Origin of the sequence: uncultured Rhodococcus sp. (assembly GCF_963525155.1) — a bacterium.
Lineage (GTDB): Bacteria > Actinomycetota > Actinomycetes > Mycobacteriales > Mycobacteriaceae > Rhodococcus_F > Rhodococcus_F qingshengii.
Genome location: NZ_CAURKP010000014.1, coordinates 51,048 through 65,174, shown reverse-complemented (window position 1 = coordinate 65,174; position 14,127 = coordinate 51,048). Strand labels below are relative to the sequence as shown.

Annotated in this window: 15 protein-coding genes and 1 pseudogene; 7 read left to right on the top strand and 9 right to left on the bottom strand. The window is 60.6% G+C overall.

What is annotated here, in order from left to right; genetic code table 11:
* Window positions 1-154: 154 nt before the first annotated feature.
* Window positions 155-520 (top strand): pyridoxamine 5'-phosphate oxidase family protein, encoded by a 366-nt coding sequence (locus tag RWT78_RS05745; protein WP_047269305.1) that lies wholly within the window; start codon window positions 155-157, stop codon window positions 518-520.
* A 78-nt stretch (window positions 521-598) separates the two neighbouring features.
* Window positions 599-1,342, top strand: a pseudogene (locus RWT78_RS05740) (HNH endonuclease family protein); the annotation flags it as partial.
* 16 nt (window positions 1,343-1,358) lie between these two features.
* Here the strand turns inward: RWT78_RS05740 and RWT78_RS05735 are convergent.
* The 4 genes from RWT78_RS05735 to RWT78_RS05720 all read right to left on the bottom strand — a co-directional run bounded on the left by RWT78_RS05735 (window position 1,359) and on the right by RWT78_RS05720 (window position 4,929).
* Complete coding sequence (locus RWT78_RS05735; RefSeq protein ID WP_007734610.1) at window positions 1,359-1,529, bottom strand: hypothetical protein; 171 nt, start codon at window positions 1,527-1,529, stop codon at window positions 1,359-1,361.
* Window positions 1,530-1,882: 353 nt separating this feature from the next.
* On the bottom strand, window positions 1,883-2,251 hold the full coding sequence (locus RWT78_RS05730; protein ID WP_029537646.1) for a hypothetical protein: 369 nt from the start codon (window positions 2,249-2,251) through the stop codon (window positions 1,883-1,885).
* A 289-nt stretch (window positions 2,252-2,540) separates the two neighbouring features.
* Window positions 2,541-3,659 (bottom strand): Ig-like domain-containing protein, encoded by a 1,119-nt coding sequence (locus RWT78_RS05725; RefSeq protein ID WP_314674555.1) that lies wholly within the window; start codon window positions 3,657-3,659, stop codon window positions 2,541-2,543.
* 55 nt (window positions 3,660-3,714) lie between these two features.
* Window positions 3,715-4,929, bottom strand: a complete 1,215-nt coding sequence (locus RWT78_RS05720) for an Ig-like domain-containing protein (RefSeq protein ID WP_314674554.1) — start codon at window positions 4,927-4,929, stop codon at window positions 3,715-3,717.
* Between the two features lie 297 nt (window positions 4,930-5,226).
* Here RWT78_RS05720 and RWT78_RS05715 point away from each other — a divergent pair, with 297 nt between their 5' ends.
* The 3 genes from RWT78_RS05715 to RWT78_RS05705 are packed head-to-tail and all read left to right on the top strand — an operon-like array spanning window position 5,227 to window position 7,834.
* On the top strand, window positions 5,227-6,726 hold the full coding sequence (locus tag RWT78_RS05715) for a SulP family inorganic anion transporter (protein WP_314674552.1): 1,500 nt from the start codon (window positions 5,227-5,229) through the stop codon (window positions 6,724-6,726).
* Between the two features lie 35 nt (window positions 6,727-6,761).
* Window positions 6,762-7,187: a MerR family transcriptional regulator gene (locus RWT78_RS05710; protein WP_047269546.1), complete on the top strand. Its 426-nt coding sequence runs from the start codon at window positions 6,762-6,764 to the stop codon at window positions 7,185-7,187.
* Between the two features lie 26 nt (window positions 7,188-7,213).
* Window positions 7,214-7,834, top strand: coding sequence for an L-threonylcarbamoyladenylate synthase (locus tag RWT78_RS05705; RefSeq protein ID WP_003945756.1), 621 nt, complete (start codon window positions 7,214-7,216; stop codon window positions 7,832-7,834).
* A gap of 34 nt (window positions 7,835-7,868) precedes the next feature.
* Here the strand turns inward: RWT78_RS05705 and RWT78_RS05700 are convergent, their stop codons facing one another.
* From RWT78_RS05700 to RWT78_RS05690, 3 genes are all read right to left on the bottom strand, one after another.
* A complete protein-coding gene (locus tag RWT78_RS05700; RefSeq protein WP_003945738.1) occupies window positions 7,869-9,782 on the bottom strand; it encodes an alkyl/aryl-sulfatase in 1,914 nt (637 codons plus the stop codon).
* Between the two features lie 99 nt (window positions 9,783-9,881).
* A complete protein-coding gene (locus tag RWT78_RS05695; RefSeq protein ID WP_007734604.1) occupies window positions 9,882-10,445 on the bottom strand; it encodes a TetR/AcrR family transcriptional regulator in 564 nt (187 codons plus the stop codon).
* Window positions 10,442-11,677 carry a cytochrome P450 gene (locus tag RWT78_RS05690; protein WP_314674548.1) on the bottom strand — a complete coding sequence of 412 codons (1,236 nt, stop codon included), beginning with the start codon at window positions 11,675-11,677 and terminating at the stop codon, window positions 10,442-10,444. Before RWT78_RS05690 ends, RWT78_RS05695 begins: the two co-directional genes overlap by 4 nt.
* A 108-nt stretch (window positions 11,678-11,785) precedes the next feature.
* Between RWT78_RS05690 and RWT78_RS05685 the strand changes: the two genes are divergently transcribed.
* Window positions 11,786-12,631 carry a glycosyltransferase family 92 protein gene (locus tag RWT78_RS05685; protein WP_314674546.1) on the top strand — a complete coding sequence of 282 codons (846 nt, stop codon included), beginning with the start codon at window positions 11,786-11,788 and terminating at the stop codon, window positions 12,629-12,631.
* Window positions 12,632-12,739: 108 nt separating this feature from the next.
* Here RWT78_RS05685 and RWT78_RS05680 read toward each other — a convergent pair whose 3' ends face one another.
* A complete protein-coding gene (locus tag RWT78_RS05680; protein WP_046378037.1) occupies window positions 12,740-12,868 on the bottom strand; it encodes a hypothetical protein in 129 nt (42 codons plus the stop codon).
* A gap of 205 nt (window positions 12,869-13,073) precedes the next feature.
* On the opposite strand from RWT78_RS05680, the gene RWT78_RS05675 reads away from it, so the two are divergent.
* Window positions 13,074-13,835 carry an SDR family NAD(P)-dependent oxidoreductase gene (locus RWT78_RS05675; protein WP_042452547.1) on the top strand — a complete coding sequence of 254 codons (762 nt, stop codon included), beginning with the start codon at window positions 13,074-13,076 and terminating at the stop codon, window positions 13,833-13,835.
* On the opposite strand, the gene RWT78_RS05670 is transcribed toward RWT78_RS05675, so the two are convergent.
* On the bottom strand, window positions 13,817-13,954 hold the full coding sequence (locus RWT78_RS05670) for a hypothetical protein (protein WP_003945592.1): 138 nt from the start codon (window positions 13,952-13,954) through the stop codon (window positions 13,817-13,819). The genes RWT78_RS05675 and RWT78_RS05670 overlap by 19 nt on opposite strands.
* Between the last annotated feature and the right edge of the window lie 173 nt (window positions 13,955-14,127).

The window sequence follows — 14,127 nt, the reverse complement described above, 5'->3', positions numbered from 1 at the left end:
GCCACAAGCTGGGCGAACAGACCCCCAAGATCGAGATCTGAAGCTCCACCCCAACCCCGACAAATGCCCGGTCCTCGCCCGACGGCGAGGGCCGGGCATTGTTCGTTCCGAACCCTCGATTGGTGAACCGCGCGCCGGCGCCGATACTGGGACCGTGACTATCGCGGATGCTCCTTGCGTGTGGTTGACCACCCTCCGAAGCGACGGCTCGCCGCACACGACTCCGGTCTGGTTCTTACTGCATCAGAACACATTCTGGATACCGAGCGCTGAGCAGAATCGTAAGGTTCGGAACCTGCTGGACGATCCTCGGGTCTCGTTGGCAGTCGACGGATCCGCTGGCGACCCGTGGGTCGCACAGGGCCTCGCGACAATTCATCACGATGTCGGCGAATTCGTCGACCTCCTGAGACTTTTCGGCGAGAAGTACGACGGCTGGGATGCCGCAGACGAAACTCGTGACGGTCCGCGGGTCCTCGTCTCGGTCCCGGTGACTCGATGGTTCCTTCGACCAGACTGACAGACAGTGCCGGTTAGGCCCGAATTGTCGTGAATGACATACTTGTAGTTCATCTCTCGCAGAAATGGACTCTCACACATGGCACGCACGGCACATCACAGGCGCGGCATCACCGGCGTCACCATCGGCATTGCTGCCGTGATCGTGCTGGGAGGTTGCGCCAATTCCAACGCCGACGCGCCCGAAACATCTTCTCTCGGTTCGGGAATCGGATCCGGTGTCACCACGACGGTCGTGACCGAAGCCTCGGCTCCTTCGTCCGCCGCAATTGAACTGCTGGCACAGATCCCCGTCAAGGGACGCGCACCCAAGACCGGATACGACCGCGCGCTGTTCGGTACCGCCTGGACCGACGACGTCACCGTCGAATTCGGCCACAACGGCTGCGATACTCGCAACGACATCCTGCGGCGTGACCTCACCGACCTGACATTCAAGGACGGCTCCAAAAGCTGCTCGGTCCAAACCGGTACGCTCCGTGACCCGTACACGAACAAGACCATCGCGTTCACCCGCGGCCAGGACACGTCTTCTGCAGTCCAGATCGATCATGTAGTCGCACTCTCGGACGCCTGGCAGAAGGGCGCACAACAGCTCGATACACAGACGCGAACCAATCTGGCCAACGACCCTCGAAACCTGCGCGCTGTCGACGGGCCCACGAACCAGAAGAAGTCGGATTCCGACGCGGCGACCTGGCTGCCACCCAACAAGGCCTACCGCTGCCAGTACGTGACTGCTCAAGTGGAAGTCAAAGCGGCATACGGTTTGTGGGTCACCCAAGCCGAACACGACACCATCGCAGACATTCTCGCGACCTGCTGAACTCTTGCGATGATCAGCGGCCCTTGATCAGATACCGCACAATCGCCATTCCGAGCGCGAGGCCCACTACGGTGGCGAGCGCTGCAACCAGACCGTGACCGGTCAGTGCGACGAACACACCGGTGATGACTGCGACGACGGCAATGATCCCCGCGTCCACTCTGCTTTGACCACGTTCAGGCATGGCACTCTCTCGTGCCGTCTGGTCCGTCCGCTCCCCTCGTAGCGGACGGACCCAGCGGCAATCTGTCGAAATGCGCGAACTCCGGTGGCCTCACCGGGCTGACTTTGCGGGCGGTCCTGCGAGGCCGGCACGTCCCCCGGAGCCAACTCACATCGGTTCACGAAGTCCGTACCTTCGCAGAATATACCGATTGGTAGGTAATTACCGAGGGCTAAAGTCCCTGGTCATGGACTCATGCGACGAGTGGTCGGAAACTCGAGACGAACGAGCACATCCGCGAGGCGAGCGTTAGCCGAGATAGCAGAGGTCCGTGGCCACGGCCAGAGGCCCATCTGGAATCAGAGCGGAGACGTCTATGACCCGAAAAGTGATCCGAGATCCAACGATCCGACTGACGACACTCGCTTCCAATCAGCGCAATATGCGGTGGTGAAGCGAGAATCCGTCAAGAGAATCGTGACTGTCGCCGGTTCGAGGGTGCTTTCGAACTCGAGTACATTCAATTCACCATCGCCGTCGACTTTCGCTCGGCCGTATATGCACGGCATGTCAGCTGATACGGGCCCAGACGTCGTGTAGGTTCCCGGCAACACCTCCCACGGCACGTCGAACAGTCCGTGACCAGGAATCGTTCCCGGCGCTGCTGAGGCCGCAGACGTCCCGATCATTGCCACACCGACAGCTACTGCTGCAGCGGACGCGAGCAAACTAACCTTGCGCATTTTCCCTACCTTGTTCATACCTGAACCGCAGCGGCGAGTTCGAAGGCTTGTTGATGTAAGAACCCGCGGTTCGCGCAGTTCTTCAACTAACGGTAGTAAAAGGGCACGAGTTTTGGTGAGCTACCTTTTTGTGGTTCTGGCCCGATTTCCGTGACGGAGACTCCCATTGAGAAGATCAGAGAACGCCGGCGTTGCGGCTCTCGGCATGATTCGAACCTGTCATTCCAGTATTCGATCACACACCCGCATTCGAGCCGAAACGTCGACGCTCCCCTGCCGTTTGGGTGACTCAGCCTCCGAGTGAGCCAGTCGGCAGCTTCGAGAAGATGTCCCCGAGGCTTCCGGTTCCACCAGGAGTTTCCGGTTCCGTCGGATCCACCGGCTCGACGACGATGACACCAGGCACGGTGACGGTCACGGTCTTGTCCGCAGATTCCGAAGAACTGAACTTCTTGGTACCCAAGAACTTTGCGGTGATGCGATGCTCGCCCTGGTCGCGGAACGGCCAGACCAGTTCTGCATGGCCATTGGAATCGACTGTGGCGCTGCCGATCTTCGTATCGCCGTCGAAGAACTCGACCGTTCCCTCACCCGGGTTCGGGTCGATACTCGCCGCAATCTTGACGTCTTCGCCCGTCAGTGCCTCCAGTGCGACAGCGACCATCGTCTCGGTCTGGTTGGTCGTGAAGACCTCGGTAGTCGAGAGGGCGCTGCGTCCCTCGCCCGCAGCAACACAATACCCAGCGGCATTGACCCACCGGGACTCACCGAAACTCATGCTCGTGTCTTTGATCTTGATGCTCGGGCTCGTCGCCCCGGCGCGCAGGTGCGTCGTCGCGTTTCCCTCGTCGGACCGAGCTTCGAGTTTCAATTCGACTGCCGGTAAACGAAAGTCCGTGTTGGCCTTGACTTGCAGCCCTTCCTTGGGCTTGTTGTCGTTCGCGCTCGGACCGTCGTTGACTGTCTTGTTGCCGGTACCGGTAATTCGCAGGTACTCACCCGCCGGGTTCGCGTTTCCGTCTGCGCCCACCCGGAGCAGCACCGCAGTCTCGCCGGTCAAGTTGGACGACGAATCACCGACGAGGGAGTACGAAACCAGGGTTGCCCCTTGCGGTAGTGCGATGTCGTACTTGATACGACCGGTGTCCGAATCCGAACTACGCATGGTGCCTGGATGCAATTTCACTGTGAACTGTTCGCCGGGACGCACGGACGTGGGCGCGGTTACCTCCATGTTGTCGGAGAACGACGAATCCCAATCGGTGGCGCCGTCGACCCGGCACTTGTGTTCGAAGGAAACTGTCCGCGTCACGGTATCGGAAGCCGCTGCCACCGGCGCGAACACAGCGAGGAGTCCGGCCGCGAGTGCTGGTACGACAGCGCAAACTGCCAGAGTGCGGGGGTTCATGTGTTGCCTTTCAGAAGAACTCGGCCATTGAAAGTTCAGTGAGGTAGGACCGTGATCACTTGCCACCGAGCGAACCCGTCGGCAGCTGCGGCAGAACGGACTCGAGGCTGCCGAGACCGCCCGGAGTGCCCGGATCGGTCGGGTCGGGATCGACCGGACCTGTGGTGTCACCGGTCACCGTGAGTACGTGTGCCGCCGACGTGTACTTCGCCTCGTCTCCGGTAGCGGTGAATACTGCAGTCACGGACTTGGTACCCGCCTTACCGAAGGTGAGATCCAGGCGCGCAATACCGCGAACCACCGGCCGCGGGTCACCGACGGGTTTGCCGTCGACCATGAACTGTACTGTTCCCGTTGTGTTTTCCGGATCGACGTGAGAAGCAAAAGACACCTTGGTACCGGTCGCGGCGGTAGCCGGTCCTTCGAGCTTAGTCACGATGTCCGCGCCTGGCTCAGGATCAACGGGCCCCAGGTCCCCGTCGATCTTCGTGGATGCCAGGGCGCCGGCACCGGCATTGAGGGGGCCGGTCTCAGCGTCGCGCGGCGAGCAGGATGTGGGCGCCCAGATGGTTCCCGCGAGCCAGTGACTGACCTGAGGGAGGAAGGTCAAAAATGACTCGGGCCCACCGAAAGTACCTGCAGCACCCGAAGTCCGCACATTGGTTTCGACTGCGCCGGACGGCCCGGCCTTTACGGTGATTCTGATCTTCGGAAAGACGATGTTGGTCTCGGCTCCGGACTGAGCATTGATCGCAAGCCCGCCGTGCGCACCCGACGACGATGACGGACTGTTGCCGATCGCTTCGTTTGCGCCGGACAACCGGAGTATCGGACCGTCCGCTGCGGGAGTGCCGTCTTCGTTGACACGAATCACCGAAGCAGGTTTCCCGGCAATAACATTGCCCGGATCGGTGACCGTCGCCGAAACGAACTCCGCGTTGGTCGGAATCGGCAGATCGATCTTCAGACGCGAGATCTTCTTGACGCTTGCGCCGCTCACATCGTTCGGGATCTGGACGCTACCCGGATCCACGTCGATGTCGAAGACCTGACCTGGCGCGACTACCGCAGGAGCCGAAACCCGCACCGTAGCAGGCTTTCCGTCTGACGAAGGACCGGAGAACGCACTCGGAACTGCGCGGCACGTGACCTGAAAAGTTGTCGACGTGGTTTCTGCAACGGGCGCCGCGGTTGCCGGAATCACGGCCACAGCGGTTCCACCGGCAAGGAGGCCGGCAAGGAGCGCAGCATTCAGTAGGCGTTTTGACATGATGTCCTCTCGGAACAACCTGATTGACGTTTGCCGCCGAACTGTAACGGAGCCAGCGCCCGAGTTGACCCTTTTTCAATAAACAAAAACCACACAGTAGGTAAATACTTGGTAAGGGTTACTGGTCGTCACATCTGACCACCACCGCGAGCGTTGCCCCTCTCGATCAATCTCGCGATTCGAGATTCACTGCGGGGAAACACAATTCGACAGAAATCCGCGCCGTAGTGAGAACTCCGTTCATACTCTACCCTTACAGGAGGGTAGAGTATGAGAACCTCGTCAGGACGGAATCTCATGGCAGTAACCATCGCTTCATCCACCAACGACAATTCGGTTCGGGCCGCGCTCCGGTCACCTCACCGTCTCAAAACGGAGGTTTTGGCCGGACTGGTCGTGGCGTTGGCACTGATTCCCGAGGCGATCTCGTTCTCGATCATCGCCGGCGTCGATCCGCGGGTAGGACTGTTCGCGTCGTTCACGATGGCAGTGACCATCGCCGTCGTCGGCGGACGACCCGCAATGATCTCCGCAGCTACCGGCGCCGTCGCACTGGTCGTCGCTCCACTGACGCGCGAGTACGGAATCGACTACCTGATTGCGACAGTCCTTCTGGCCGGCCTTCTCCAGATCGTGCTGAGCCTCCTGGGCGTCGCAAGGTTGATGCGCTTTATTCCGCGCAGCGTCATGGTGGGATTCGTCAACGCACTCGCCATCTTGATCTTCATCGCCCAACTCCCCCACCTGATCGATGTTCCGTGGCTCGTCTACCCACTCCTTGCAGTCGCACTTCTGATACTCGTATTCCTGCCGAAACTGACGAACGCCGTCCCGGCTCCACTGGTGGCAATCGTTCTACTGACAACCGCCACAGTCGTTTTCGCGTTCGATGTCCCCAACGTCGGCGACGAGGGCGAGCTTCCGTCGAGCCTACCGACGCTACTGTTCCCCGACGTCCCCCTGGACATACACACACTGTCGATCATTGCGCCGTACGCATTGGCCATGGCGCTCGTCGGACTCCTCGAATCGTTGATGACGGCCAAACTCGTCGACGACGTCACGGATACTCACTCGAACAAGACCCGAGAAGGGTGGGGCCAAGGCGTCGCGAACATCGTCACCGGCCTCTTCGGGGGCATGGGAGGGTGCGCGATGATCGGCCAGACCATGATCAACGTCAAGGTCTCCGGCGCTCGCACTCGAATCTCGACGTTCCTGGCGGGCGTGTTCTTGCTGATACTCGTGGTCGGCCTCGGCGATGTCGTGGCGTTGATTCCCATGGCCGCATTGGTGGCCGTCATGATCATGGTCTCGGTCGGCACTTTCGATTGGCACAGCATCAATCCGAAGACCCTGCGCCGCATGCCGATCGGCGAGACAGTGGTCATGTTGGTCACCGTGGCAGTCACCGTCGCGACCCACAATCTTGCCTACGGCGTGATCATCGGAGTGATCACCGCGATGGTCATCTTCGCCCGCCGCGTCGCGCATCTCACCGAAGTGATCGACGTCGCGCATCCGGACGAGGACACCCGTGTCTATGCGGTTCGAGGCGAACTGTTCTTCGCATCCAGCAACGATCTGATCTACCAGTTCGACTACGCCGGCGACCCGAAGAACATTGTCATCGATCTGTCCGAGTCTCATGTCTGGGACGCGTCGACCGTCGCGACACTGGACGCCATCACCACCAAGTACGCGGCCAGAGGCAAGAATGTCGAGATCGTGGGGCTCGACGACGCATCGGCCGAGCGCCACCTGCGCCTGTCCGGTCGCCTGGGTGACGGTCACTGAGAGTATGGAAGCCCAGCGCGAGGAAAGTGGGAGTGATGTCTGAGCCGGAACATGCGGGCCAAGGGCCGAACATGCAGATCGGACAGGTTGCCGAACGCACCGAACTGTCGATCAAGACGATTCGTCATTACGACGAGGTCGGTCTGGTTACTCCGTCCGAGCGGAGCGCCGGAGGATTCCGCCTCTATACCGAGGCCGATGTCCAACGGCTACTGGTAATCCGACGAATGAAGCCGCTCGGATTCAGTCTCGAAGAAATGAAACAACTTCTCGATTCTCTGGCAGTGCTCGGCGACGAAGCTTCGGACGCGCCAACGCGCACCGCTGCAACCGAATTCGTCACCGACTGCCACACCCGGGCGGAAGAAAGCTGCACACACTTACGTAAGCAACTCGCCTACGCCGAAGAGCTGACGGGTTTGCTCGCCGACCACAGTCTCAACGGTGAACGGCATTCGTGATCTGCAAGCTGAACTAAGCTGAGTTGATGGCCCGATACTTCGACGTTCACCCGGAAAACCCGCAGCCGCGCGCGATCAGCCAGATCGTCGAAATGCTGCGCAACGACGCGGTCATCGCCTACCCCACCGACTCCTGCTACGCCCTGGGCGCCCGAATGGACAATCACTCGGGCACCGATCGGATCCGCGAGATCCGTCATCTGCGTTCGGACCATCACTTCACGCTGGTCTGTGCCGATTTCGCGCAGCTCGGGCACTTCGTCCACGTCACCAACTCGGCGTTCCGCGCGGTGAAAGCGGCTACGCCTGGGCAGTACACGTTCATCCTTCCCGCCACGAAGGAAGTTCCGCGTCGGCTGGCACACGCCAAGAAGAAGACCGTCGGAGTGCGTATCCCCAGCCACCCGGTAGTGCGGGCACTCTTGCAAGAGTTGGGTGAACCCATCCTCTCCAGCACCCTTCTCCTGCCCGGCGCCGAGGAACCGATGACGGACGGCTGGCAGATCAAGGAAGAACTCGACCACCAACTCGACGCCGTCATCGACTCGGGTGACTGCGGAACCGAACCCACCACAGTCGTCGACTATTCGTCCGGTGTTCCCGAAATCGTGCGGGTCGGCGCGGGAGATCCTTCTCGTTTCGAATGATCCCCCGCCCGGGCCACATCATGGAGTCGACCAGTCACGGCGTGACGATATCGAACCACAGATCGAAGTCCTCCAGCAGCGAGATGAACGTCTCCAGTTCGGACTGATCTCCCACAGCTTTTGCCGTTCCGGCCTTGATGGATTCGGTGAGCGAGGTCGTTCCCAGATACACCTCGTTGAACACGGCACGGGTCAAGGTCAGAGTCAGAGCGGCCGAAGCATCTGCCTTGTCCATGTCGTAGTTCAGCACGCCGTTGCGCACTGTGACCAGGACGTTGTCCGCGGTGTCCGACAACACGAATCGCAACGACAGGTCGACGTCGGCGGCCTTCGGGCCATCGAGGCGAACTGCCCAGAAATCCAGCATCTGTTCGAGCGGCATCACTGCGACCACGGCCGGGCCAGTGGGGTTGTTGGACGGCATCGGCGCCAGCGGATGCCGCAATTCCATCGCTCCGACCAGGTAGAAGTTGCGCCACGTACCGTTCTCGGCTTGGTAGCCGAGTTGTTCGTACGTGTCCGCCAACAACTCTCGCGCTTTCTGATTACTCGGATCGGCGAACACCAGATGGTTCACCAACTCCGCGGCCCAGCGGTAGTCTCCGTCGTCGAACGCCTGCTTGCCCTTGGTCAGAAGTGCGTCCGGCCCGCCGACGGCTTCGACGTAGCGCTTGCCGTTCTCCACCGGCGGATGGGGATTGAGATGAGCGGGAACGCCGTCGAACCAACCGAGATAGAAGGTGTAGATCGCTTTGACGTTGTGACTGAGCGAACCGTAGTACCCACGGTTGTACCACTGCTTTCCGATGGCGTCGGGTACCTCGATCTGGTCGGCAATCTCTACCGGTGTCAGTCCCTTGTTGGCAAGGCGCAACGTCTGATCGTGCAGATACTTGTACAGATCTGCCTGATCCGACATCAGCTTCAAGATCTTGTCGTTGCCCCACGTGGGCCAATGATGCTGCGCAAAGATGATTTCGACGTCGGGGAACAGTTCCATTGCCAGACGCACGTAGTGCGACCACGCTTTGGCGTCGCGAGTCTTGGCGCCGCGCAACGTGTATAGATTGTGCATCGTGTGCGTGACGTCCTCAGCTGACCCGAGCGCCTTGAAATCTGGTAAATAGAAGAGCATTTCGGACGGCGCTTCGGTTCCCGGCGCGAGCATGAACGTCACGCGCACACCGTCGATGACCTCTTCGTGCACCGGTTCGGTGATGACGTCGGTCGGCACGGCGAACGTCGAAGTGCCGTGAGAAGTGGACAGGCCGAGACCACCGGATACCTGCCCTTGTGGCCCCGGACGCAGGAACGATCCGTACATGTACATTCCGCGACGTGTCATCGCCGTGCCGGCAAGTACGTTCTCGGAAATCGCTTCCTCCGTGAAACTGTCTGGTGCGTAGACCTTTACGGCACCGGACTCGATCTCTTCGTCGGTGACAAATCCTTTGACACCGCCGAAGTGATCGCCGTGGGAGTGCGTGAAGATGATTGCCTTGACCGGAACCTTCGGGCGGTGCTGGTAGTACAACTCCAGCGCGAGAGCGGCTGTTTCCGCGGACATAAGAGTGTCACCGATGATCAACCCGGTGTCGCCCTCGATGATCGTCGTGTTCGACAAGTCCTGGCCGATCACCTGGTACAGACGATCAGCCAGCTTGAACAGTCCACCGCCCTTTCCCATCAGAGTGGCTTGGCGCCACAGACTCGGGTTGACGGTATCCGGTGCATCGCCGTCGGCGAACCCGTAGGCGTCGTACGAGAAGATGAACTGCCCTTTGTCACCTTTGACCAGTCCGCCATCGATGAGCGGTGCCACGAGACCTCGAGAAATCAGTTCGAAGTCGAAGGTGTCGTCGAAAGGAAGGTCACGGAGAACCTGGGCATTTGCCAGGCGAGTCGCTTCGGTGGCGGGCTTGGGGTCGAGTTCGGACGGTGTAGTCATCTTCTCTTACGCTCCTCGGGAACTCGCGGTGACCTGTGTCGGGATATCGGTTCATCCTCGATCCCCACGCAGCCCTCGCGCATCACCCGGAAGGGATGATCAGGTGGCCCGTCCAGCAATCAACAGCGCAACGACGAACTCACGCACCAACGTCCGCTCGTCGTTCTCGTCCGCCCCCGGCACCATGAGCAGCGAGAGAATCACTCGCACGATCCAGCGCGCCCGCGACGCTGTGCCTGCTCCGAGTTCACCGAGCATCGCGACACCAAGTCCGTTGATGACGTCGGATGAATTGGCAAGTTCACCGGCAAGACTCGCATCACCCGGGGTGAACCATGCAGCCAACGTCGGAGTGCTACGCACCGCGGAGACTGCGGTGAGTATGGCCGTCTCCAGACGCTCACTCGGATCGTCGATGGTCGCTACCGATTCCGCGATCGCAGTTCCCAGCCTGCGAGCTTCGCGGTGAACGAACGCAATGTGAAGAGCCTGCCGATTCTCGAAGTACCGATACAAGGTGGCTCGGGAACATCCTGCAGCAGAGGCTATCTCCGCCATACCGACCGCGTTGACGCCTTTCTCGACGAACAATTGCGCCGCACTGTCGAGGATCTTCTCGGCTGCCGCCAAGGCGCGCCCCTCGCCGAGCCAGTCGTTGCTCATGGCCGAGTCACCGCCATCGGAGCCGAGAGCGGACGGCGCACGTAGTTGCCCGGCGCGTATTGCATCGCGTCGATGTCGACATGGAAGTCGGGAATCCGGGAAAGCAACTCTTCCAAAGCAACTCGCGCCTGCATTCGAGCTGCCGATGCGCCCAGACAATGGTGGGCGCCATGGCTGAAGGTGAGGATCTTCTGCGGTCGACGCAAGACGTCCAACTCCGCCGCGTCGGGTCCGTACTTCTCGGGATCACGATTGGCCGCACCGTACATCAGCAGAACCTTACGTCCTGCCGGAATCACTTTGCCACCCAAGGCCACATCTCGCGTCGTGGTGCGTGCCAGTCCTTGGACCGGCGAGGTGAGTCGAAGCAACTCGTCGACCGCGTCGGTGATCAATGCGGGATCGTCCAGCAGGATCTGACGCTGGTCGAGGCGTTCGGTCAGCATCGCCACCGAACCACCCAGCATTCCTGTCGTGGTGTCGTTTCCACCGGCCACCATGGTGAAGGCGAAGCCCAGAATCGACAGCAGGCCGGACATGTCGCCGTCTTCACCGAGTCCAGCGGCGAGTAGGTGCGAAATCGTGTCGTCACCCGGTTCGACCTTGCGGCGTTCGATCAGCGAAGCGAAGTACATCATCAGCTCACCGGTGGCGGCCTGCGCCGTCGTCGCTGCCGCGGCCACACCACCTGCCGAATTGGCAGCGACAATGGCTTCGGTCCAGCCGTCGAACTGGTCACGGTCCGATTCCGGCACACCCAGATAGTGTGCGACAACCATCGACGGCAACGGTTTGAAGAGCTCGACGACGATATCGCCGCTGCCACGCGCTTTCAGCGCCTCGATACGTTCGACGACAAATTCGCGAACCATCGGCTCGACCGCCGATACCTGACGCGGAGTGAAACCCTTCGACACCATGCGCCGGAACTCCGACTGTACTGGCGGATCCTGCATCACGAACGGCGGATTGTCCTGCATCCCGATCTGTTCGAGTTCACCGTAGACAGTGGTCAATCCCTTTGCCGACGAATACGTCTCGTAGTCGCGAGCGGCGTTGTAGACGTCTTCGTGACGGGTGAGCACCCAGTAGTCATCCCGCGGCGCAGCTTCCGGCACAACGTTGTGCACCGGGTCGTTCTCGCGCAATGCGTCGTACATGGCCCAGGGCGAACGCCAGGACTCCCCGGTGGAAGGTACAAACCGTGGCGAATGTGACACAGAAGTTGTCATGACTCGACTATGAGACAAATAGACGGATGTGTCAACGTTCTACGATCAACCGTTCCCACGAGCAGCATTGAGTAACTCGCATCCACGCAGAGCACTATCGTGTGTCGGGTGATCACGGATCCGAAGAATCATCCGAACAGCGCTGACGCCGGGCGCCGCGCCGTGGTTGCGGTCCTGCTCCCCCGCGAACATCTCCCCTTCATCAGGGACTGGTGCCTGCACCACATCGAGCAAGGCTGGGAGGTTGTTCTCTACGACAACACCGGTTCCGTCGGGTCCACCCGCAAGACAAGCGCATTCAGTCTCAACCGTTGGCACGGCCGCAGCGAGGACAAGAGAGGCAACTCTTACGGCGCCTTCACCCGATCGATGTCGGACAGTGAAGTTCAGGTCGCATTCCGCAAAGAACTGCAAGACCTTTCGGTGACGATCGTCGACTGGCAACCGCGCGACGCGGACGGTCGGATCGTGCACGGACAGGTAGAGGCGTACGTCGATTACGTGAGCCGGTACCGCGACACCGTCGCATGGGCAGCATTCATCGACGCCGACGAATACCTCCAACACGCACCAGGATTGGACTGGGAGGTTCTACTTGCCGGCGTTACTCAAGCGGGTTCGCACCGCGTCGTTCTCGATGCTCTGGTCTACGAATCCAGGTGGACGCGCGACGGGCAATTGCGAGACGTCGAGGAATTGAGATGCCTTGGACTGCAAAGCCACGGCTGCAAGAACATCGTCAGGCTGTCGGAGATTTTGCGAGCAGACGTCCACTGGGCCTGGAAGACAACAGGACCCGACACCCTCATACGGCCGGACAGATCGCTCTACTACTTCCGCCACTACCGCGGTTCGGAAGCGATGCTCGACTACACTCCGTTGCCGAACTTCGGACCCCAGGTCTACGAAGAAGGTGTGGATGTACCGGCAAAGATCGACGTATCACAAAGATGAATGTGCCTGCAAGACACAGGTATTCAGTTACCGATAAACCTCCGGCCCGCGCCCCGAAGGCAATGCCTTCAGGTCGCGGGCCGGAGTGCTACCTATCCGAAAAACGGATCAGGAAAGCGGCGCGAGGGCGGTGCCCAGGCCGATGATTGCAGCAACACCGGTGAAGAGGCCGGCCAGTCCGCCGATGCCCTTTGCAATCTCGCCGTAGAGCTTGAGATCTGCTTCTGTGGAACCCATGTCTATCTCCTCATCATGGAATGTGTACGCGGTCCGCGCGCCCGGTATGTAACGGCGCTCACAATATACGTAAGACAGCCGAGTTTTAAAGTGGTGCCACCAAGTGGGACGTAACTCACATCTCATCCAGCGGGAACCCACGAGTAACAATGCGCGATTCGGACAACGCTTCGGGAACCGTTGAATGACGAGCAGGAGAACAGCAGTGGGCAAGTTGGATGGAAAAGTGGCCCTGATCACTGGCGCAGGGCAAGGCGTCGGCCAGGGAGTTGCGTTTGCGCTCGCCAAGGAGGGCGCTTCCGTCGCGGTCGCGGGCCGCACTGAGTCGAAACTCGTCGTCACATGTAACGAGATCGCCGAACGCGGAGGCCGTGCCGAACCGGTGCTTATGGATATCGCCGACGCGGATTCCATCACCGGAGCCGTGGCGCGAACGGTGGAACTGTTCGGCGGCGTCGACATTCTGATCAACAACGCCAGCCTCAACCCGCTCGGCAACGTCCTCGACCTCACTCCGGAGCGCCTTGCCGACGGATTGACGTCCGGCCCCGTCGCGACTCTGCGAACCATGCAAGCCTGTTACCCGTTCATGAAGGAACGCGGCGGCGGGGCAATCATCAACATGGTCAGCTCAGTGGCCGTCCGCTGGGACGCTGCCGGCTACGGCGGCTACGCGGCCGTGAAGGAATCCGTCCGAGCCCTCAGTCGCGCGGCGGCATGCGAATGGGGCGTCGACGGGATCCGGGTCAACGCGGTTGCTCCCCACGCGTCGTCGCCGGGGCTGCAGCGGTGGGCAGATGCACGCCCGGAAGAGGCTGCCGCCTTTGTTGCCGGGATTCCGCTACGGAGGATCGGCGACTGCGAAACGGACATCGGAACCGCGGTGGCTTTCCTGGTCGGCCCGGATGCCGCGTATCTGACTGGAGCAACAATTCCGCTCGACGGCGGTCAGTCGCGCTGGGGCTGAGAGCTGGCGTCGTCGAAGGCAAGCACCGCCGACTTGGCTTCGGCGATCGGGCGGCGGAAAACGAAACCGACCAGAACGGATGCCAAAACCAGCGCGGCCAGAACAATGAGCCCGACCATCCACCACATGGTTTTCAGTATGCCCGAACCGACCTCCGCCGGACGCGCGCCACGGCCGTCGGAAAGCGGCGACAGCCTCGAAAAGTGCTGAACACCAGTCAAATTCCGTTTTGCCCGTTTCCTGAGCTTCTTGAGAAGCCGTGATCGATGACACATATTCGGATCCCGAACCG